A 22040-nucleotide genomic window follows, 5' to 3' on the forward strand; every position below is an offset into this window, starting at 1 on the left:
ATTAAAGACTAAACTGGTTTAAGCGCGTTAGCAATTCTAACAATTTCCTCTTTTGGCATAAATCCGGTTTTTTTAGCAGCCACTTTACCACCAACGAAGGCAATGGTAGTTGGAATTGCAAAAATTTCGTATTCTTCAGCTATTTCACGAACTTCATCAACGTTTAATTTAGCAAAGCCAACTTCTTTAATTTCTTCGGCAGCTTGTTCAAAAAAAGGTGCCATCATTTTACAAGGACCACATCAGTCGGCATAAAAGTCGACTAAAACCCGATCATTGTTTTTGATAAATTCATTAAATTCAATGCTTGACTCAAATTTCTTCATATTATTTATCCCTTAGATGTATTTGGTAATTTTAAGTATGGTGAATTTTAACAAAAGACATTAAAATTTGTGCAAGATATGCTTTTGAACAAAATAAAACGCTTTAACAAAACCATTAATTTGGTTTAGGTGTGTCTGATTTAGGTTCAGATTTATCTTTAGCTGTCTTTTTCGTTTTTGTTGATTTTTGTTTATCAGCACCGATTTCTTTAGTTTTAGTCTTGCTGGCTTCTTTTTTAGGGCGCGAAGACTCAATAAAGTCACAATTAGGGTAACCAGTACAGCCGACAAAGGGCTGGCCCTTACGTGATTTTCGTTCAACTAATTGTTTGTGGCATTTAGGACATTCGCGATCAAGCAGCTTAGGTTTATTTAAAGGTTCGATATGTTTACATTCTGGAAAACCTGAACAACCAATAAATTTGCTGCGGAATCTTGGGTTAAAACGATAAATTAAAGGTTTACCACAATTATCACAGTCACGACCAACATATTCAACTTCAGCCGGTTCTTTTTTAATATTTTCAAAAGCCATATTTACTTCCTTTTCGAATTGCGGCCAAAACGCCTGCAAGTATTTTTTATATTCTTCTTTTCCATCAGCAATCTTATCGAGTTCATCTTCCATATTCTTGGTAAATTCTTTGTTAATGATTGTTGGGAAATTATTTTCTAACTCAGTAATTACTTTTCGACCTAACGAAGTTGGAACAAAAGCTCGTGATTCAAGATTAGCATAACCGCGATCTAAAGTGATATTTGCCATCATGTTATACGTTGATGGTCGTCCAATTCCCGCTTTTTCTAAACTAGCAATCAATGACGCTTGTGTATAACGTGGTGGAGGAGCACTAATATGTTCGGTTACATCAACACTTTTAGCATTATAGATGTTGCCAATCTTTAAATCGTTTAATGGTAATTCATGAACTTTGTCTTGGTCTTCATAATGAGTGTAAATTTTTCGGTAGCCATCAAATACAATTTCGCGACTTGATGCATAAAATTTGTTTTCGTTATTAACGAACCGAACATCAACCCGTTTATATTTTGCAGGCGTCATAAATGCGGCCACGGTCCGAACTCAAATTAATTTATATAAAGCATAGTATTCTTTTTTAACTTTGTCTTTAATTGAAACTGGAGTAATTGAAACATCAATTGGGCGAATTGCTTCATGGGCATCTTGAATTGCAACATCACTTGCTGCACCTTTTTTAGCCTTTGCAACTTGGGGTGACAAATATTCTTGACCAAAATTGTGCAAAATAAATGAGGCGGTACTTTTTTGAAAATTATCAGCGATTCTGGTGCTATCGGTACGGGGGTAAGAAATAAGAGCTAATTGTTCACCACCAACGTCAATCCCTTCATACAAATGCTGAGCCACCATTGTAATTCTTTTACTATTTCATCCCAACTTATTAATTGCATCTTGTTGTAATGTGGATGTTTTATAAGGTTCTTTTGGTGAACGATTAGAAAACTTTGGATCGTCAATCGCATAAATTTGATAATCCTTGCCTAATGAGTTTTTAACAAGGTTTGCATCTTTTTCATCTAAAAAATCAATTCCAGAAACTTCCTTAGGTTCAGAGTATTTAAGTTTTTTATCTAAACTTGGGGCCACCTTACGTAAAATTAAAGGAGTTTCATTTTTTAAAACTACATCAAGGGTTCACCACTTACTGGGAACAAACGCCTCAATTTCTTTTTCACGATCTTCTAAAAATTTAAGTGCCACAGATTGAACACGTCCTGCTGATTCAGCCCGTAAGGTTGACTGAACAAGTTTAGACAATCGAAAACCAATCATCCGATCTAAGATTCTTCTTGCAAATTGAGAACGTACTCATTCGTTATCAATTTCTCGGGGATGCTTTAAAGCTTCTAGAATAGCATCTTTAGTAATTTCGTTAAATACAATTCTCTTACATTTGTTTTGATCTGCTTTATCAATGATTTCGTAAACATGCCACGAAATAGCTTCACCTTCACGGTCCGGGTCACTTGCTAAATAGATTTCATCTGCAGCTTTAGCCCGTTTTTGAATATCTGTAATAATTTCCCTTTTTGGAGTCTCATTTTTTCTCCAGGGTTTGGGAACAACCCATTTTGGTTCAAAGGTTTCGCGGTCAAAGCCCATCCCAAAATTAGACAAATCCCGAATATGACCAATCGTCGCTACGATTTCAAAATCTGCTGGTAAATATTTCTGTAGTGTCTTAATTTTGTTAGGCGACTCAATAACTAATAATTTCATTTTGCGATTAGCTCCGTCGTAAAGTTGCATTAAAAATATACTTAAATAAATAAAAAAGGCAAGACAAAATGAAACAAATTTTCCTTATCTATATAAATATAGATAAAAAAATCACAAGTCATAACTTAAAAAAATATTATCAAAAATGAAAGTTTTTAACTACATTTAAAAAATTTCCAAAAAGTCTTTTGATGTAATTTAAGTTAGTGCAAAAGTAATACCAATTTTAGATTTATGATTATTTTAAAAGTGGATATATCAGTTTTAGATCAGCAAACAATTAAAATAACTTCAGCTGATCATCACTTGGCAAATGAGAAACCACTTTACTATCAATTAATTCAGCAAGGTGAGTTTTAGTTAATTTAGTTCGATCAGCAAGATCTTTAATTGAACTAAACATTCGTTCATCCCGGGCTTTAATAATAGACTCAGCAGCAACATCCCCAAGGCCAGCAACAGTAGTAAACGGTGGAATAATTTTTTTATCTAAAACGCGAAATTTAGTCGCGTATGAATGTTCAAGAGAAATGGCAGACATTTCAAATCCACGTGCACGCATTTCTAAATAAGCTTCATAAGTAACAATCAAATCGATTTCTTTTGTCTTAACTTCACTAGCTGTTTTTTTATCTGCTAATCGCGAACGGATATTATGTAGAGCTTGACGGATCGCTTCTTTGCCTTGAACACAAGTAGCAATATCGTGTTCAGTTAATTTAATCGAAAACAAAGTAGCGTAGTATTCAAGTGGATGATGAATCTTATATCAAGCAATTCTTCAGGCCATTAAAACGTACGCTGCAGCATGGGCTTTAGGAAACATATATTCAATTTGTTGACATGATTGGATGTACCATGATGGAATTTTCTTTTCGTTCATGATAGTGATCATGGACGGAGTAAGACCTTTACCCTTACGAACACTTTCCATTATTTCAAAAGAATCTTTATTGCTAACACCAAGTTTACTTAAGTAAACCATAATGTCATCCCGGCAAGTGATAACTTGTCGTAGTGTCAAACCTGATTTAATAAGCTCTTGAGCATTATTAATTCAGACGTTAATTCCATGAGACAATCCCGAAATACGAATCAGATCAGCAAATGATTGAGGCTTTGTATCGTTCAACATTCTGCGAACAAATTCGGTCCCAAATTCTGGGATTCCAATTGCCCCGGTTTTTTCTCCTAATAAGGCTTCTGAAGAGATTTTCAAGCTATCTAAGCCAACAAATAAATTCATTACTGCAGGATCATGATGCGGAATTTTAATTGGATCAATTCCTGTAATATCTCTTAGCATTCTTAACATTGTTGGATCATCATGCCCAAGGATATCCAGTTTTAATAAATTGTCATGTAAATATTCGAAAGCGAAATGGGTTGTTTTTCAATCACTTTTGGTGTCATCAGCAGGGTAATTATAGGGTGTAAAATCAGTAAACTCACTGTCTTTGGGAAATACCATAATCCCGCCAGGGTGCTGACCCGTAGTCCGTTTGATCCCAGTTAAATTTTTAGCATAACGATTTAATTCGGCATTTTTGACAATTTCAATTCTTCCGGTTTCTTCAAAAAAAGCACGGACATATCCAAAGGCTGTTTTATCGGCGACAGTCGCAATTGTACCAGCTCTTAATGTATGGTCTTCCCCAAATAATTCACGAATGTGGTTGTGTGCATGCGGTTGATATTCACCAGAGAAATTTAAATCAATATCTGGTACTTTATTCCCAGCAAACCCCATAAAAGTAGCAAATGGTATATTATGACCTTCACCGCTCATCATTGCTCCACACTCGCATAATGTATCAGGTAAATCAAAACCGTCATCGACATCTTCTTTAAATACTACTCGTTGACATTTAGCACACCAATAATGTGGAGGCAAGGGGTTAATTTCGGAAATTCCGGTTAATGTTGCAATTAATGAAGACCCAACCGATCCACGGCTACCAACAAGATATCCTTCTGCATTTGATTTAGTAACTAATAAGTGGGCAATTCAATATACAATTCCATAACCATTTCCTAAAATGGATTCTAGCTCATAACTGATACGTTCTTTGATTAAATTTGGAATATTTTTACCATATCATTTTTCAGCAGTTTTTCATGCAAGAGATTCAAGATTTTCATCTGCATTAGCAATTTTAGGTGTGTGTAAACCATTTTTGACAGGTTGTAATTTGTTCTCAGAAAATTGATTTATTAAAAGATAAGCGTTGTTAATTACGACATCTTGAATCAATTGCTCGTCTTTTAAAAACCGGAAATCATGTAACATTTCTTGAGTCGTTCGGTAGTGAGCAATTGGTCCAAACTGTTGAAGTTCCCGGTGACGATAAAAGCGGTGTCGTTTTCCACCAAGAGCTTTCACATACAAAAGCATGTGGTGGTATTCGTGTTGTCAAGGATGTAAATAATAAGCATCACTACTAGCAATTGTTAAACGGTCTTTTGATAAAGCAATAATTCGTTTAGTGGCGTCTTCAAGTTGTTTCAAACTAATTTGTTCACGTTGAACGAGATGTGTAGATCAATTTGGTGGAACTACCAAAATGAAATCGTATTTTTTAATAACGTTTTCAAGATGATTATCATGAGATGTTAAAGCAGTGTTTAACACTAGACCTTCTCCTGGACTAGATGTAACTAATAAATCTTTACGATAAATTTCAAGCTCGTGTTCTGTAATTTTAGCTTTATCATAAAAGCCAGTAGTTAAACTTTTTGAAACCAGATTGTAAATGGCTTTTATCCCTGACTGATTTTTAGCATAAATAATGCTTTTAGCCCCGCGATAATGTTTCTTTAATGAATAATTTTGTAGTTGTTTATTCAAATCATTAAAAGTTATTATTTTACTCGCTTGAATTCTTCGATTCATTTCAAAATAAATGTCCTTTAAGACTTCAGCATCAGCATCGGCTCGATGTGCTTCTTCTTCATTGTAATTAATGTAATACTTTCTAGCAATATTCCCTTGTGAATGCGATGCAAATTCTGGATTAATTGCTCAAGATAGTCGTAAAGTATCCAACATAACATTGGACAACAAGGGCATTTTGTTTTGAAATAATTTTGTTTGAATAAATTTAAAGTCAAACTCTATTCCATTGTGAGCAACTAAAATGCTATCACCGACTCATTCAACAATTTTCTTTAATGCTGCTTTAATATCAACTGCATCAGCAACTAAATCATTTGTAATTTTTGTAAAAGTTGAAATACGATCAGGAATTGGTTTTTTTGGTTTGATAAAAAAATCTATACGATCGATAATTCGATTATTTTGAACTTTTACAGCACCAAACTCAATAATTTCATCATATGCTGGATATAAACCTGTAGTTTCCAAATCTAAAATAACATATGTTGCATCTTCCATGTTAGCTTCATTTGCATTTACTACGATTTTAATTTCATCAGGTATAATTTCACAATCTAAACCATACAAAATATGCGATTTTCTAATTTTTTTATGGATTTCAGGATATGCTTGAACACTAGAGGTATCAGTCAACGCGCCATACGAATATCCCATATCATCAAGAAATTTAGCATATTCAGATGCGTCACAAATTCCATCAAATGCTGTCATCTTAGAGTGGAAAGAAAATTCGATTCTTTTCTTTTCAAATTCATCTTTTCGAACAAACCATGCAGGTGGTTGGTTTGGAATTATTTTTTTAACAATTCCGGTTAATTCGTTACGACGATATTTATTATTGCTAACACTAGCTTCTAATTTCACTCAGTCCCCAATTTTAAATGAATTTGCATATGCTAAAGTGATATTCGAATTTTCTTTAGGAAAAATAGTAAATCATAATGAGTCTGTATAGTCGGTAACTGCAAATTCATAAATTTTTTGTTTTTTACCATTAATTTTAACGATATCAAAAATTTGCCCATAAATAATTACCTTATTTTCTTCGGTAATGATATTTTCAATTTTGGTAATTGTATTTGAAGTAATTTTATTTAAGATATGTAATTGATTTTCTATTTGAGCTTTTGCTTCTTTGAAATCTTTTTTTGCTAATTCTTTTTGCTTTTGTTGACGGTGGAGTTCAATTTCAGCGGTTTGCATCGAAACATCGCAAATAATGCTAACACCTAAAAAACCTGCACTATGAAAAACTTTTTGCAAAGTATCAACGTAAGGCTCAAATAAATCTTTTTCTAAAGTATTATTAAATTTTAAATGAATTTTGTTATCTACAAGGAAACAAAAATTAACCCGTTGAAATATTTTTAATAAAACTCCCTGATTTTTCAAAACTTTTTCAAAATAAAAACTTAAATAATCTAAGACATCATTTTCATTGAAACTTTGATTCTCGATTTGAAATTTAAAATCAACTTTTAAATCATTTACTTTTTTAGCCTGATTAATAGCGAAAAAATAAGCTTGTGGAGCCAAGCTTTTACCTAAAACAAAAGAAAGGATAACCTCCTTTTTATCTTTGGATAAAATGGGAGATGCTTGTGAAACGGCATCTTCCATTTGATATAAAGTTTCTTCATTTACAAGATGATAATCAAGTAAAAACTTACTAATTTTTTTAAGCATGATCCTACCGAACTATTTGGTTAATAATGCTTCCTATTGTAATTCAAAAAACGACAATTAGACCAATGATTGATAAGACAACCAAGAGTTTTTCTGGTAATGGCTTTCTTGAGATTTTTTCATATGTTAATTGCATAATTTTTCATCCATCTAATGGAGCAATAGGAATAAAATTAACGATTCCGGTTGCGAGATTGATCGAAAGCAAAGAACTAAGCAGTAAAAAAGCATCAGGACGTTGAGTAAATACCGAAGGTGGGATATCATTTCCAGCCCCAGCAACAGCTTCACGAGGCCATAAACTATATAAAACAAAAGATTGTCCAATTGAAACAAATAAGTTTTTCACAAAAAGTGAAATTTGTAAAAATACATTAGGTTGGACTGCTTTCACTACTCCCAAGAAAATCGCAAAAGCCAAAAAGTTAAATAAAATTCCGCCAAACATAATAATCATTTGTTTTCAATAATTAACTTGCTCTAACAGTTTAGTTTTGTGTGGTCTAGCTCTTAAATAAAAGTTATATTTTTTTGCATTAGGATCATCTAAATAAGCTTTTCGAATTGAAGCACTATCCATTAAAACATATGCCCCAAATGGTAACAAGCGCAATGAGATTTGCATATTCGCTCGTTTGGTAAAAGTCTTAAAAAGAACCGGACCAAAACCAATTGAAAATTCTTTAACATTAACGCGAAAAAGCTTAGCAAAAACAAAATGCCCAAATTCATGAATTGTTAAAACAACAATGATTCCAAAAATCACCATAAAAACGATTTGAACAATGTTTAGCGCATTCACTTTAGAGATATTCCTTTCAATTTGTTTGCAAATTTATTTGTAATTTATTAATCAGTGCCAGAACACCAACGATGGTCTCTATTTTCTTATGATTATACTTTCAATAAAAATTGTTGATTAAATCAATAATTTGATCAAAACGAATTAGACCTTTTTGAAATAATTCAGAAGCGAAATCATTTACAACATTAAAAACTACACCGCGTGATGTTTTTGGTTTAGCAATAATATCATAAGCAATTTTAATCACGGGATAATCACTAATTTTAATTGTTTCAAAACTAAAAGTTAAATCTTTTAATTCTAATGGCTTAATAATTGCTTTGGCAGTTTTATAGCGTTCTAAACACAACCCAATAGGCAAACGCATATCAGGAAATGCAGCATGAAATAATCAGACATTACTTTTTAGTTGCACACCGGCATGAATTATCGATTGTTTGTGCCGGTAAGCGACAACGTCTTTAATTTTAAATAAATGAAATGCTTCGATGAGTTCAAATGCTTTATTAACCATTGTCGCACTGTCAATTGAAATTTTAGCACCCATACTTCAGGTTGGATGATCAGTCGCTTGTTTTACGGTTACATTTTTTAATTTAGTTTTGGACCAATCCCAAAAAGGACCACCACTAGCAGTCACCATTAATTGTTTAATTTGACTATTTTTTTGATTCATTAGTAATTCGTATAATGCTGCATGTTCACTATCGATTGGATAGATTTTGACATTTTGTTTTTGGGCTAATTGCATCAATCATCAACCCCCGACTACTAAAGATTCTTTATTTGCTAATCCCAAATCAATTCGAGCTTTAATAGTTTGGATGCTTAAACTTAGACCAGCTGTTCCAACAACAGCATTTACTACAAGATTAGGTTTAGCTTTAGTCAATAGTTCGTTAAATTCTTTTGTGTTTCCTTGAGCCAAATCGCTATGACATAAAAAATAGGGAATTTTTAACTGTTTAACAATTTTTTTTCCTTCATTAACTTGTTTATTAAAAGTAATACCAACAATTTGGTGTCCCAAACGTTGAGAAACATCAATTGCTTGTTGACCGATATTTCCGGTTGCACCACAAATCACTATTTTCATAAACTAACCTACTGTTGAGACATAAAAATTGGGGTTAAAAATCGGTCTTCCAGAAACTAAAACCATGATGATAATATAAATCATAAACACGCTAAACAATAAAGCTGTGGAATCAAAACGATCCAAAATTCCACCGTGAGATCCTAACGAATTTCCAAAATCTTTAATTTTGTGGCAACGTTTAATATAACTAAATAATAAATCACCCATAATACAAATGATGCAAGATGCGACAACAATCATAATCGTTGCTAATCATCAGTAAGTTTGAAACGTTGTTCCTCCAAAAATAAAGGTGATGACAAAAACGTTAGTAATCATATTGTGTTTATCATATAATTGCGGATAATTACGAGCTTCAGTAAAATTTTTGGACTCATAAATTCCCGGGTAAGAATTAATTCCATACAAGGCGATGATAAAAATAATAATCACAGCAGTCGTTAAGACCCCATAAATTGCTCCACCTCAAGTTTTATTAGGACTAATGTGGGGAATCATTTTATGCTTTCCAAAGCGTTTTCCAAAAATATATGCAAAACTATCTGTACCAATAGCTATCAATGCAAGTAATAATAACGATGATCATCCGCGAATAATGCTTGTATAAGTAATTGCAAAAATAGCGAACATAAATAAAAAATGAATGGCAAACAACGACAAGACATATTTCTTTTGAAATAAATGGTAGTATCACAATAATCCAACATCTAAAGCAACAGTTAAAAAAATCAGAATAATGATTGATAATCACAAGCCGAATGTAGCAAAACTTTCGCCATCATACACATGAATAATTCCAAATTGGAAATCGGCATTAATGTCTCGTGAGGTGTCACGTAAAGCTTGAAAATTTGCCTTAAAACTTAGTTGATTAGTTTGATCCAAATGAGAAAAATCTGCATTTGAATTGTTGACAAATATTAGATCACTACTGTTGTAAAAATATAACGGAATGGTGTAAAAAAGCGAAGTAAATAGATACCCAACAAAGATTGTCAAAAACATTGAGTACAACGCTTTTTTGGAGTTTGCAAAAATCAAATTAGAAGTTTCTTTAGCAGTAAAAAAGCCGAAAACACTAATCATGCAAATACTAATAAATGTCATTGCAAAACGAATTGAAGCATTACGGTAAGTATCAAAAAAATTAAATAAAGTTGCGTTTGAAGTTTCTGGAACAAGACCTGCAAATCCAAACCCTTGAATTGGTGTTGGACTTCATGGTGACCATTGATTAAAACCATCACCAAGACCACTAAACATCAAAACTAAAATCATGTAAAAAAGCAAAGCAAGAGAAACCGCAGTTCGCGATTTTGGTCTTCTGACTTTGTGATGAAAAGTTGCAATATTTTTAAAATTTTCAATATTCATATGTTGTTTATAAGCCGCCAAAACGACGGTTCCGATTTGCATATTCAGCCAAACATTTATCTAATTCAATAGCATTAAAATCAGGTCATAATACATCAGAAAAAATTAGCTCACTATAACGTATTTGTCAAAGCATAAAGTTGCTAATCCGTTGTTCACCACTAGTTCTAATAAGCAAATCAACATCCGGAATTTCCGCTGTTAATAATTGACTAGAAAAAGTTTTTTGATCCACTTCTAAAGATGGGTTTAATACATATTTCTTTACTACTTGTAAAATATCAGCCTCACCACTATAATTCATAACTAAACAAACAGTAGTACCAGTAAAATTTTTTGTAAAGGTTTGGGTTTCATTAAGTATTTTACTAATTTCTGGAGAAATTTTGTAATCTTCACGAAACCCAATCCATTTAAATCGGACATTATTATCTTGAAACCATTTAAGGACTTTTTTTGTGAGAATAACTTTAACCAAATTTCAAATAAAATTCGTTTCCGATGTTGGTCTTTTTCAGTTTTCTAAACCAAAGGCAAAAAAAGAAACATAAGAAATCTTTTTTTGCACAGTTGCTTTAATAATATCTTTTAAACGCTCAGCACCTTCGCGGTGCCCATAAGTACGTGTTTTATTTAATTTTTTAGCCCAACGTCCATTCCCGTCCATAATAAAAGCAAGATGTGTTGGTAAGTTAGTTATGGAATCACTCATTTATAAAAACTAGAGAGTAGTTAAATCTTTTTCTTTAGCGGCTAATATCGCATCAACTTCACTATTGAATTTTTTAACAAATTTTTCAACTTCACCTTCTAAGAATTTCTCAAAATCTTCATCTGCATGTTTATCGCTTTTAATCTTTTGTAATGTATCGCGTCTAATCATCCGAAGTTCTTGGCGGGTTTTTTCGCCTATTTGCTTAGTTTTCTTTACATATTCTTGACGGGTTTCAGATGTCAGTTGAGGTAATTTAATTCTAATCTTGTCACCATCAACAGTCGGATTTAAATTTAAATCCGATTTTGATAATGCACCTTGAATCATTCCAACAGTCGAAGGATCAAATGGTTTGATTAAAAGTTCCCGAGGTTCAGGAATTTGAATTTGAGCCATTTGGTTTAATGGCGTCATTTCGCCATAGTATTCAACTCGAATTCCATCAAGCATTTTCAAATTTGCCCGTCCTGAACGAATTTTTGATAATTCTGTATGTAATCAATCAATTTTTTTATTTGCTGCTGTTTCAAAAAAGTTTTGATATGTTTTCAAATCCATAAAAGGTTTCCTTATTTAGTAACGATGGTTCGTTTAATCTTGCCATCTAGCGCCTTTACTAAGGCTTGGGGGGCGTCTATATTAAAGATGATTAATTTAATATCATTTTCGCGGCACATTGTAAATGAAGTTAAATCCATAATGGTTAACTCATCAGTAATAGCCTTTTCATATGTTAAAGTATCATAAAATTTAGCCTTTTTATCTTTGTTGGGGTCGCTGCTATAAACGCCATCAACACCTTCTTTACCAACTAAAATTGTTTTTGCACCAATTTCAATAGCACGCAACGCTGCGCCTGTATCTGTTGTAAAATAAGGAGATCCAATTCCACCAGCAAAAATTACAATATTGCCAGCATTAAATGATTCATCAATGTTATCTACAGTAATGATTCTAGTTAAATGTGGACAATCAATTGCTGATAAAACGCAAGCTTTAACTCCAATGGCATCTAATTGAGCTTCAAGAAGTGAAGCATTAATAATCGTAGCTACCATTCCAACATAATCGGCTCGTCTTTGATCCATCTTGATATCATTAGCGATACGACCACGTCAAATGTTTCCACCGCCAACAACAATTCCAATTTCATATTTTTTCGATAAAGTTTTAATTTGCTCACAGATTTCTAAAACCCGGGGTAAATTAAACGGATTAGTTGAATCTGTTGCTTGAAGTGAACCACCACTAATTTTAATCAGAATTCGTGGCTTCTTATTTTTTAAAGTAGCCATTGAATTACTTCATTTGTGAACGAACTTCTTCAGCGAAATCCGTAACTTTCTTTTCGATTCCTTCGCCAACTTCATAACGAATCATTTCATTTACAGTCAAAGATTTTTCTTTTAAGAACTGACCTACTTTTTTTGTAGAGTCAATTAAATAAACTTGAGAATCTAAACATGATTCAGCTAATAACTTATGGATGCGTCCCTCAATAATTTTGTTTTTCAAGTCAGCTTTTTTAGTTTCATCATTGACTTTTTTTAATTTTTCAGCAACTGTTTCATCGCCTTCAACTTGAGCTAAAATAACTTCTTTTTCACCATCCAACCATTTTTTATCTACGTGTTGTTCACTAATAAATTTGGGATTACTAGCCGCTACATGCATTGCTAAATGTTTACTTGTTTCAGTATCTGTTTGTTTCAATGCTAATAAAACACCAATTCTTTTGTTGGCATGCAAATACGACCCAATAACTTCATCTGCTTTAGCAGTTACGAAAGCAAATCGCCGCAAAGAAATTTTTTCACCAATGGTAGCAGTCAATTCAATTTCTTGTTCGGTGACAGTTTTCCCTGAAGCAAGTTTCGCATTTTTAGCTTCATCTAGAGTTTTGAAATCCCCCATAAAAATTGCTTTTGTAAGTTCATTAATAAACGCTAAAAATTTATCATTTTTAGTTACAAAATCAGTTTGGGAATTAACCTCTAATAATAATCCTTTATTCCCTTCAACATGTAAACTAATGATTCCTTCAGCAGCCACATTATCAACTTTTTTAGCAGCTTTAGCAATTCCGTTTTCACGCAATCATTTAACTGCTGCTTCTAAATCATTATTGCAAGCATCTAATGCTTTTTTGCAATCCATAAAGCCCGCTTGTGTGCTTGCTCGTAGTTGCTTAATTAATTCACTTTGGTTTGACATAATTACCTAAAATTCTATATCGTTATTTGTATCGCATCAATTATAACAATTTTTTTATCTATTAAGACGTTAAAGGTATCGGGTTACAAGAAACTAAATAAATTATCTATATAGACAGATAAATACTTAAAAACAGCACCTTTATTTAAACAAAATTAAAATCTCTGTAACTTAAAAAACAAATCAAAGTCTGATAGTAAATAAAGATAAAAAATAATAAATATCAGCTTCTGTTACGTCACTTGATTTACTTTTATACAAATCGCATTTGTTAATGCACACACATGTATATGTAAAAAAGAAATTTTTAAATATGTAAAACGAAAAATAACAAAAAATGTGCTGTCAAAAACAGCACATTAATTAATCTTTAAATACCGGTTATATTATTGAGCAATTGCTTGTGAGGCTGTGATAATTCCAACATCAGCAATTTCTTGAACTGAAGCTCCTCGTGATAAATCGTTAACTGGTTTAGCCAATCCTAAAAGAATAGGACCAATCGCTTCATAACCACCCAAACGTTGAGCAATCTTATATCCTATATTACCAGCATCGATGTTAGGGAATACAAAAACGTTTGCGCCACTTTCCCAATGTAATTTAGGAGCCTTTTGATTGCGAATAGCTTCTACATAAGCTGCATCGAATTGCATTTCTCCAGCAATGCTAACTCCTGCAGGTAAATGCGCCTGGTTAACAATTTCATATGCCTTTTTAACTTTATCTACGGATTCACCCTGACCTGATCCATAAGTAGAATAGCTTAGCATTGCACAATTAATATCTTTGAAGTTCAAAACTTCGCGGGCAAATTTCACAGCTGAAATGGTTATTTCTGCAAGTTCTTCTGCTGTCGGGTTTAAATTAATTGCACAGTCTGCAAATACTAATTTTTCGTGACCATTATCCATTGCAAAAGCACTAGAAACAATCTTACTTTGTTTATCTGTTTTGATAATTTGAAGGGCCGGTTTTAGGGTGTCTTTAGTCGCATATTCTTTACCACATACTTCCCCATCAACTTCGCCCAGTTTAACTAGCATTGCTGCTAACACATTAGGTTTTTTAACTTCTTCTAAGGCAACAGGTAAAGTCATCCCTTTAGCTTTTCGAAGTTCATATAATTCTTTAGCATATTTAACTAAATCTAAAGTGTTAACAATGATCCGAACGATATTTGGTGGTAAAGAAGCGGGGATTTCTGATTTATCTCGAAATAACAAAATAGGTTTAATAATTTTTTCTTCAGACAATTGCATAACTGCAGATTGAACAAACTTAGATCAACCTTCAACAAATAAAATTTTAGGAACTTTTTTAGATTCTTTAATTTTAATTTTCAAATTTTCAATGATGGCGCTCATGACATCTCCTTCAAAATACGGTTTTGCAGCCTTGTTTATTGTTAAACAAATCTAAATAAAGCAAACCTGATGTAACACGAAAATTATATAACAATCAAACTAAAGTTCACGCATTAAGTATGAACTTACACTAAAAGTATTATCATCGCTCTTAAAAAAATGTTAAATAAACTACTTTTTTGAAACAATTATTTGACCTAATTGCAAAGCACTATCGATTGCTGCATCCATATCATAATACTTGTATTCTGCTAAGCGACCGAGCAAAAATAAATTTTTATAGTTTTTAACTAACTTTAAGTATTGCCCATATAAATCTAAATTTACTTTATTTGCAATAGGATAATATGGGGTATTAAAGTCTTGACTGTTAGGGTTAAATTGACCAGGATATTCTTTAGAAATAACGGTTCTATGAGCTTTGGTTTGTAACGTCATTTGTTTATATTCCACATCCCTAGTTTTGGATTTATGCAGCGGATAATTAATAATTGGAAATTTTTGAAACTGACTTTGTTTATAAGTTTTAAACACAAACTTTAGACTACGATAAGGTAAATATCCAAAACGATAGTTGCCCAGTGCTTCAATTGGCCCACAATAAATAATAGGCATTTTAGTTGGGACGTTATTCCAATAAGTATTATTTTTTTCAAGTTTTAAAAAAGATAATCCATCTGTATCCAAAATGACTTTAATGTTTTTGTGATTAAGCATTTTTTCAATCATTTTTGTGTAGCCACCAATTGGCAACCCTTGAAGCTTTGCAGTTGGAAAATAACTTTCGTTTTCAGATAAACTAATACCAACCCGAGCAATTACATTCGGGTCAATTTCAGAAATTTTTAAGCCTCACATCTTGGCAGTATATGAAGCATAAACATTTTCATACAACCAATCAACTAACTTATTTAATGGTTCAAAATGAGTAATTTTTTTAAGTTCTAAAATAGATACTTTTTTTTGCTTAGGAAAACTCTTTTTCAGAAGTTTAATAATTGCATCAGCATTAATTGGATCAAACTTCTTAATTTGCAAAAAATTAAAAGGTAATTGTAAATGTTTGTTATTAACAACTAATCCAACCTTGTTAATATAACCGTTAAATTTAGCAAATTGCTTAATGAAGTCAATTACATGCGATTTTTCAGTATGAAAAATATGTGGCCCATATTGATGGTACAGAATTTTGTCTTGAGAATATAAATCAAAACAATTCCCGCCAACCCGGTTAGTTTTTTCATACACAGTCACTTGATAACCTTTATTTGCTAAAACATTAGCAAGACTGGCACCAGATATACCTGCCCCAATAACGATTGCTTCTAATTTTTTCACTATAAAATATCTCACTTCTCTTTTAAAGCTGATTCATGAACGCTTTGTGGTCACGCACCACTAAAAATCTCACAGTAATGATGCTTGTTTAAAATTCATAATAAAAGGTTAGCTAAATTAATGTGAACAATATAAGACCATTCAGCATTTTGCTTAACGTCACTTAAACATTTCAAATAGTATGATTCTAAATCTGTAGTTTGATTAACCATTTCTTCGTAAGTTGGTTGCATTCCTAAACTAAATATTTCAACAGCCTGATTCAAAACAGGTGTATATACAAAATACACCCCAGATAATTTTTTACTGATAAATAAATCTTGATAACCTGATTGAACTTCATTTCATTTAGTAATCAAACCAAATTCAGTCATTAATAAAGGCTGTTGTTGTGTCTGGGTAACCAATAAATCCGAAAAAGTAAAAGTTTTATAACGTTTGGTCAAGTCCAAAGCGTTAGCGCTTTGGTACTTAGTTAAATCTTTCATAAAATGAATTTGGTTAACTTGAGTAAAGTTAATCACTTCACTTAAACAAAGAGAAACTTCATCTGCAATTTGTTTTAAATAATCTTCACTATAGTTAACTCGCGCGATTGAGACATTCAATGTAATTCTTGGAATTTGAATCAATTGTTGTTTTTCCACATTTGCATCACGGGCAATTTGATTGGTTAAAGCAAAGACCCCATGATTTAAATTCACACCAGTTTGGCGCAAATATAAATACATTCATTTGTCCACAGCATCTAGCATTTGAAAAACTTGGTTACTAGCTGAATTATCAAAATCAATTCAACGAGCTTTATCATTAACTAATAATGGATGTTGACCGTTAGAAAACAGCGGTGGAACACACATTGTCAATTTAAATTTATAAGTTAAATGATTAATTAGATTATGAATAAATTTACCAACGTATTGGTTTGTGCTTTTACGATCAATCTTTGGTTTATATTCATTACTAAAAATAGCCATAAATTATTTTAAAGACTTCATTTGGGGAAATAATAGAACGTCTCGAATTGATGATTTTTCGCAAAATAACATAACCAAACGGTCAATTCCTATACCTAGCCCACCTGTAGGAGGTAAAGCATATTCTAAAGCTTCTAAAAAGTCATAATCAACTTCCACAGCCTCACTGTTTCCTTTTTGTTTTTCTAATACTTGCGCTTCAAATCGGTTGCGTTGATCAATCGGATCATTTAATTCACTAAAGGCATTTGCAAATTCTTTTCCATTGATAAATAATTCAAACCGTTCAGTAAATCGCGGATCACTGTAGTCTAATTTTGATAACGGTGAAACATCTACAGGGTGTCCGGTAACAAAAGTTGGCTCGAAAAGTTTATCCTCACAGAATTTTTCAAAGAATAAACTAACAATATGGCCATAAGATTCTTGGTGTTTTTCAAATTCAACATTATGTTTTTTAGCCAAAGCAATTGCTTCATTAGTATCTTTAACTTTTTTAAAGTCAATCCCTGTAGCTTCTTTAATTAAGTCAACCATACTAGCCTTTTTAAAAGGCTTAGATAAATCAATCACTTTATCATGTGCTGTAATTTGTAATTTATTAATTTTTTGGGCGATAAAGCGAATTACGTTTTCAGTAATATCCATTACTGTTTGCATATTACCGTAAGCGACATATAATTCGATACTTGTAAATTCAGGGTTGTGTGTAGCATCCATTCCTTCATTACGAAAGATTCTTCCAATTTCATAAACTTTTTCAAATCCACCAACAATTAATTTTTTAAGCGGAATTTCTGTCGCAATTCGTAAATAAAAATTTTGTTTTAAAGCATTATATTTAGTGATAAAAGGTTTAGCATTAGCGCCACCTAAAATAGGTTGCAACACCGGAGTTTCAACTTCGTAAAAACCTTGTTCATCTAAATAAGAACGCATCAAAGAAATAATTCGAGTCCGTAATTTAAAAGCTTCCATTGAAGACTCATTATAAACTAAATCTAAGTATCGCTTACGAGCTCGATCTTCTTCGTCTACGATCCCATGAAATTTTTCTGGAGGCGTTTTTAGTGATTTACTAACGATTACTAATTTATTCACGTTCAAAGTTAATTCACCTGTATTTGTTTTCATTGGCGTTCCTTCGACATGAACAACATCTCCAAGATCTAAATAATCATTAAAATATTGAAAAACTTCTGGGTGGTTATTTTTATTTAAATAAAGTTGTATCCGACCAAAAAAATCATGCAAAACCATAAATGTTCTGCGGATACCAACAATCCGACCAGCTAACACAACTTTAGTTGTGCATTCATGTAAACTTTCTTTAGTTCCCGACTCAAATTCTTTTTTAAACGTTGCTGTTGTATGCGTTCGGTTCACTTTAGTAATTTCGTATGGGTTCATCTTTTGCTTTTGTAAAGCTTCTAATTTAGATAAACGGACTTGCTCTTGATCGTTAAGTTTTTGATTATTCATTATCGACTCCATATTTATATAAAACTATATATGATAAACATAAGTTATATAAGTATAAATATGATACCAAACTATTACAAGTCTAAACCAAGGAAAATAAATTTTTCTTGTGATTTAAAAATTAAATTCATAAAAAATAAACAAATTGAAATTCTACAACCTATTGTTAAATCAAATTAGCTTGACACAGAGTCTCTAATTCTAAGTGTTAGAGTGAAATCGTGAGCAGGTTGACCGTCATTGAAATCTAACGATATTCTCACATTTACTTCAAATGGCATTCCGCCCTCATTTTGTTTTTGAGAAACACTAATCACATCATGATAAAAAGCAGAGAATTTTGGGATGAAATTAGAACTATTTTCATCCAAACTAATGGGTCTGGATAAATTTATTTGATTTGAAAAATTTTCTCCTTTTATTCAAATGAAGTTAACCCCCTTATGACTGTCGATTAATTGCTCTTCAATGAGGGAAGTTGCACTATCAATAATTTGAAAATTTATTCGGCGTCGTAAAAAATTATCAAGAATTTGTTTTTGCTTATTAAGATCATTTAAATTAGATTTAAGGCCTTGATAAATACTTCTTTTAGGCAATACAAAAATATCAAAGTTTTTTGGATTTGGCGTAAGCATGTTATCAATTTCAATTTCTCGCTTACCATAATATTCAAGTTTTCCTATAGCTTGGTTTGCTTCGTAATCCCGGTTAAATAAACTCAAAGTTAATTTAGCACTATTAGCCGATAAAATTTCCATCGTTTCCACAACTGGAATCAAATTAAACCCATCGTACGCACTATATTTTTGATCAGTTAAACTCAAACCAAAAGTGATATTTTGTCCTTCTGCCGCTCCTTCATTTTGACGAAGTGCAATTTTGGATTGCAAAGCAGAAGGGTAAAATTTTTGAAATTCAGTTTGGTCGATATTTAATTTATTGTCGAGTACATATTTAGCATATTCATTTGTCTTGGGAAAATTTAAAGCGTTTAAATCAACAGGTTCTACAATTGAGATATTAGGATTAGCAAAATCAAAAATTAATTTCCCTTCAGATACAATTCTAATACCGCTTGGTACCTCTTTAATAGTGGTAGAACCATTTTGCAAAAGTAATGGAACAAACTTAACATATTTTTTTAAGTCTGTTAATGTTCAAGTCTTAACGCTGCTTAAGGTCTGTAAGTCATCAAAAAGAACAGAGCTATTTCACTCAATTAGTCCGGGTTGAATTCGATAGCTATGAGGTGTGTTTTGAATTTCTTCTTTAAAAGCAGATATTAATAAAAACGACTGAGATTTAAAGTCCGCAAATGATTTAGATAAAGTCACAGTAATCATAACTTTATTATTTGTATCAAAACTGATATCACTATATGAAACTGAAATCCCTTGCGGTAATTTACTAATCTGTCCCGATAAATTTAAAAGCTCAAAATTATTAATATTCTTAACAAGTTCCTTACTTCGAAGTTTGAATTCGTTCAAAGTCAAACCGTCAATATTCTTAAAATTAATTTGAGAAATATTTTTAAAAACTTGATCTATATCGTTTGACAAAGAAACGGGTTGATCAGTGTTATTCGCTTTATCGTTTTGAAAACCTGTAATAATAATCTCTTTTGTACTAACTTCAGAAGTAGTTCCATTTTTAAAATAAACAGTTAAAACTACTGAATTGTTATCATCATTTATTTTGACAGAATAACGAACACTTAGGCTTTGTGGGATAATTATTTTTTGATCATTACGATTCTTTAAAGTCAAACGAGAAATAGTTTTTTCGTCATGACTTTCTAAATTAAATTTAAATGTTCTGGTTGTGATATTATTTGGGTTTTCAAAGCTTGCGTTATGTACTTCATTAGCGATTTGTTGGGCTAGTTGACTGTTATCTTTTTCAGTATCGTTAACAGCTTGAGAGCACGCACTAAGGATGCTTGAACTCGCTGCAAGCGATCCAAGTGCAAACAATACTAGTTTAAATTTAAAAAATTTATTTTTCATTTTGGGTTTCCTCAAAGCAATTTTTGATTTATTTAATCGTCATAAAAAAAGGTATTGTTCATATTGAGCAATACCTAACTTAAACATTATATATAAAAGGCGGTTAAAAAATTAAAAAATCGTGAACAAATAAAACACAAAAATACATTCAAAAATTTTAATTGTTAGACTTCGATTTTTCAAATATTTTCTTACTTATTTTATTAATTACTCAAATAATTTCACCACAAATAGGAAATATTAAACACAAGGGAATAAATCAAAGTCAAGTAAAACGGTTGTATTTTGTTTGTGTCAAAATCCCATAGACACTATACGAATCTGCACCATTATCTAAAAAACCAGCTCAAGGAATATAAACCAAATAGATGACATATATAAAAGGGTAAATCAACCCATAAAGCATAAAATAAAGACAAATCCGCTGTGACTTCTTGTAATTTTTAAACATTTGAATAAAACCAAAAGTGATGAAAAGAACAGGATTGATAATATGTAAAAAAATATAACTAGTAGAAACAAAAATATCATTACTAGCCTGAGAAATAGGAACATATATAACATTAGTTAATGAAAATCCACCAACTTCACTTTTAGCAGTTTTTACTCCAGAAAAATATCCTGATGCTTGAATGATTGCATAGATATTAGAAAAAATAAAAGTAATAAAAATATAGACTATTATTCACATTAAAAAGTTATTGGATTTAAAAAAACGATGTGTCGAATTAAAAAATAAAAACCAAATAAAAAAAGCTACTATGGTATGTACCCAGTTTCCTGGACTAATTAATAATTTTACATTATGCAGAAACGGATGTTTCTCTAAATCTAGAAGGAGGCATCCATTTTGTTTTATTTTTTATTCTTTTATTGTTGTAATAGTCCATATATTCAGCAACAGCATTTTTGAATTTAGCAAATGTTTTAAATTCTTGTTCATGGCCATAGAACATTTCATTTTTCATAATGCCAAAAAATGATTCAATGATACAGTTATCGTAACAATTACCTTTTCTAGACATTGACTGTTTAATCCCGTTTTCTTTAAGACGTTTTCGATAATTTTTCATTTGATATTGTCACCCCTGATCGCTATGAAAAATAAGACCTTTTAGGTTTGGAAATTTTTTAAAAGCTTGATCTAACATTCTGGTTATTTGATCAAAATTTGGCGACAATGACAAATCTCAGGCAACTATGTCGCCACAATGCATATCTAGAATAGGGCTTAGATATACTTTGCCAAAAGGGCATGAAAACTCGGAAACATCAGTCGACCATTTTTTGTTTGGTTTTTTCGTTTTAAAATTTCGATTAATCAAATTTTTAGCAATCTTTCCTACTTGGCCAACATAGGAATGATATTTTCTTTTTTTCCTTTTTGCTTTTAGCCCTAATTTGTTCATTAACCTTTGAACTTTTTTATGATTAATTTTCTTTCCTTGATTTTTTAATTCAGCTCAAACCCGTCTAACACCATACC

At 31.7% G+C, this 22040-nt stretch carries 17 protein-coding genes; all 17 read right to left on the minus strand.

The genetic code is table 4. The annotated features are described in order from the left end of the window. Positions 1 to 8: 8 nt before the first annotated feature. Positions 9 to 326 carry a thioredoxin gene (gene trxA / locus T384_RS0103555; RefSeq protein ID WP_027119875.1) on the minus strand — a complete coding sequence of 106 codons (318 nt, stop codon included), beginning with the start codon at positions 324 to 326 and terminating at the stop codon, positions 9 to 11. 115 nt (positions 327 to 441) lie between these two features. After that, positions 442 to 2619, minus strand: a complete 2178-nt coding sequence (gene topA / locus T384_RS06400) for a type I DNA topoisomerase (RefSeq protein ID WP_245595156.1) — start codon at positions 2617 to 2619, stop codon at positions 442 to 444. Positions 2620 to 2869: 250 nt separating this feature from the next. Next, positions 2870 to 7171, minus strand: a complete 4302-nt coding sequence (locus tag T384_RS06405; protein WP_036499055.1) for a PolC-type DNA polymerase III — start codon at positions 7169 to 7171, stop codon at positions 2870 to 2872. A gap of 4 nt (positions 7172 to 7175) precedes the next feature. After that, complete coding sequence (locus T384_RS0103570; RefSeq protein WP_052663491.1) at positions 7176 to 7973, minus strand: site-2 protease family protein; 798 nt, start codon at positions 7971 to 7973, stop codon at positions 7176 to 7178. 1 nt (position 7974) lies between these two features. Beyond that, positions 7975 to 9072, minus strand: coding sequence for an NAD-dependent epimerase/dehydratase family protein (locus tag T384_RS0103575; protein ID WP_027119877.1), 1098 nt, complete (start codon positions 9070 to 9072; stop codon positions 7975 to 7977). A 3-nt stretch (positions 9073 to 9075) separates the two neighbouring features. Beyond that, entirely contained in the window at positions 9076 to 10491 is a 1416-nt protein-coding gene (locus tag T384_RS07455; protein WP_211247130.1) for a phosphatidate cytidylyltransferase, read from the minus strand. Continuing rightward, positions 10457 to 11161: a polyprenyl diphosphate synthase gene (gene uppS, locus T384_RS0103585; RefSeq protein WP_027119878.1), complete on the minus strand. Its 705-nt coding sequence runs from the start codon at positions 11159 to 11161 to the stop codon at positions 10457 to 10459. The genes T384_RS07455 and uppS overlap by 35 nt, the downstream gene beginning before the upstream one ends. A gap of 9 nt (positions 11162 to 11170) precedes the next feature. After that, complete coding sequence (gene frr, locus T384_RS0103590) at positions 11171 to 11722, minus strand: ribosome recycling factor (RefSeq protein ID WP_027119879.1); 552 nt, start codon at positions 11720 to 11722, stop codon at positions 11171 to 11173. An 11-nt stretch (positions 11723 to 11733) separates the two neighbouring features. Continuing rightward, positions 11734 to 12459, minus strand: coding sequence for a UMP kinase (pyrH, locus tag T384_RS0103595; RefSeq protein ID WP_027119880.1), 726 nt, complete (start codon positions 12457 to 12459; stop codon positions 11734 to 11736). A 4-nt stretch (positions 12460 to 12463) separates the two neighbouring features. Then, positions 12464 to 13378 carry a translation elongation factor Ts gene (gene tsf / locus T384_RS0103600; RefSeq protein WP_027119881.1) on the minus strand — a complete coding sequence of 305 codons (915 nt, stop codon included), beginning with the start codon at positions 13376 to 13378 and terminating at the stop codon, positions 12464 to 12466. Positions 13379 to 13764: 386 nt separating this feature from the next. Further along, on the minus strand, positions 13765 to 14745 hold the full coding sequence (pta, locus tag T384_RS0103605; protein ID WP_027119882.1) for a phosphate acetyltransferase: 981 nt from the start codon (positions 14743 to 14745) through the stop codon (positions 13765 to 13767). A 171-nt stretch (positions 14746 to 14916) separates the two neighbouring features. Continuing rightward, positions 14917 to 16083, minus strand: coding sequence for a UDP-galactopyranose mutase (glf, locus tag T384_RS0103610; RefSeq protein WP_245595157.1), 1167 nt, complete (start codon positions 16081 to 16083; stop codon positions 14917 to 14919). After that, on the minus strand, positions 16083 to 17060 hold the full coding sequence (locus T384_RS0103615) for a hypothetical protein (RefSeq protein WP_027119884.1): 978 nt from the start codon (positions 17058 to 17060) through the stop codon (positions 16083 to 16085). The genes glf and T384_RS0103615 overlap by 1 nt, the downstream gene beginning before the upstream one ends. 3 nt (positions 17061 to 17063) lie before the next feature. Further along, complete coding sequence (lysS, locus tag T384_RS0103620) at positions 17064 to 18542, minus strand: lysine--tRNA ligase (RefSeq protein ID WP_036499063.1); 1479 nt, start codon at positions 18540 to 18542, stop codon at positions 17064 to 17066. A 176-nt stretch (positions 18543 to 18718) separates the two neighbouring features. Continuing rightward, a complete protein-coding gene (locus T384_RS0103625; protein ID WP_027119886.1) occupies positions 18719 to 20554 on the minus strand; it encodes a hypothetical protein in 1836 nt (611 codons plus the stop codon). A 157-nt stretch (positions 20555 to 20711) separates the two neighbouring features. Next, positions 20712 to 21245 carry a DUF1600 domain-containing protein gene (locus T384_RS0103630; protein ID WP_027119887.1) on the minus strand — a complete coding sequence of 178 codons (534 nt, stop codon included), beginning with the start codon at positions 21243 to 21245 and terminating at the stop codon, positions 20712 to 20714. A 112-nt stretch (positions 21246 to 21357) separates the two neighbouring features. After that, a partial coding sequence (locus T384_RS0103635) for an IS3 family transposase (RefSeq protein ID WP_027119888.1) occupies positions 21358 to 22040 on the minus strand: 683 nt, incomplete at its 5' end.

Origin of the sequence: Mycoplasma testudinis ATCC 43263 (assembly GCF_000687795.1) — a bacterium.
In the GTDB taxonomy this organism is placed as follows: Bacteria; Bacillota_I; Bacilli_A; order Mycoplasmatales; family Mycoplasmoidaceae; genus Mycoplasmoides; species Mycoplasmoides testudinis.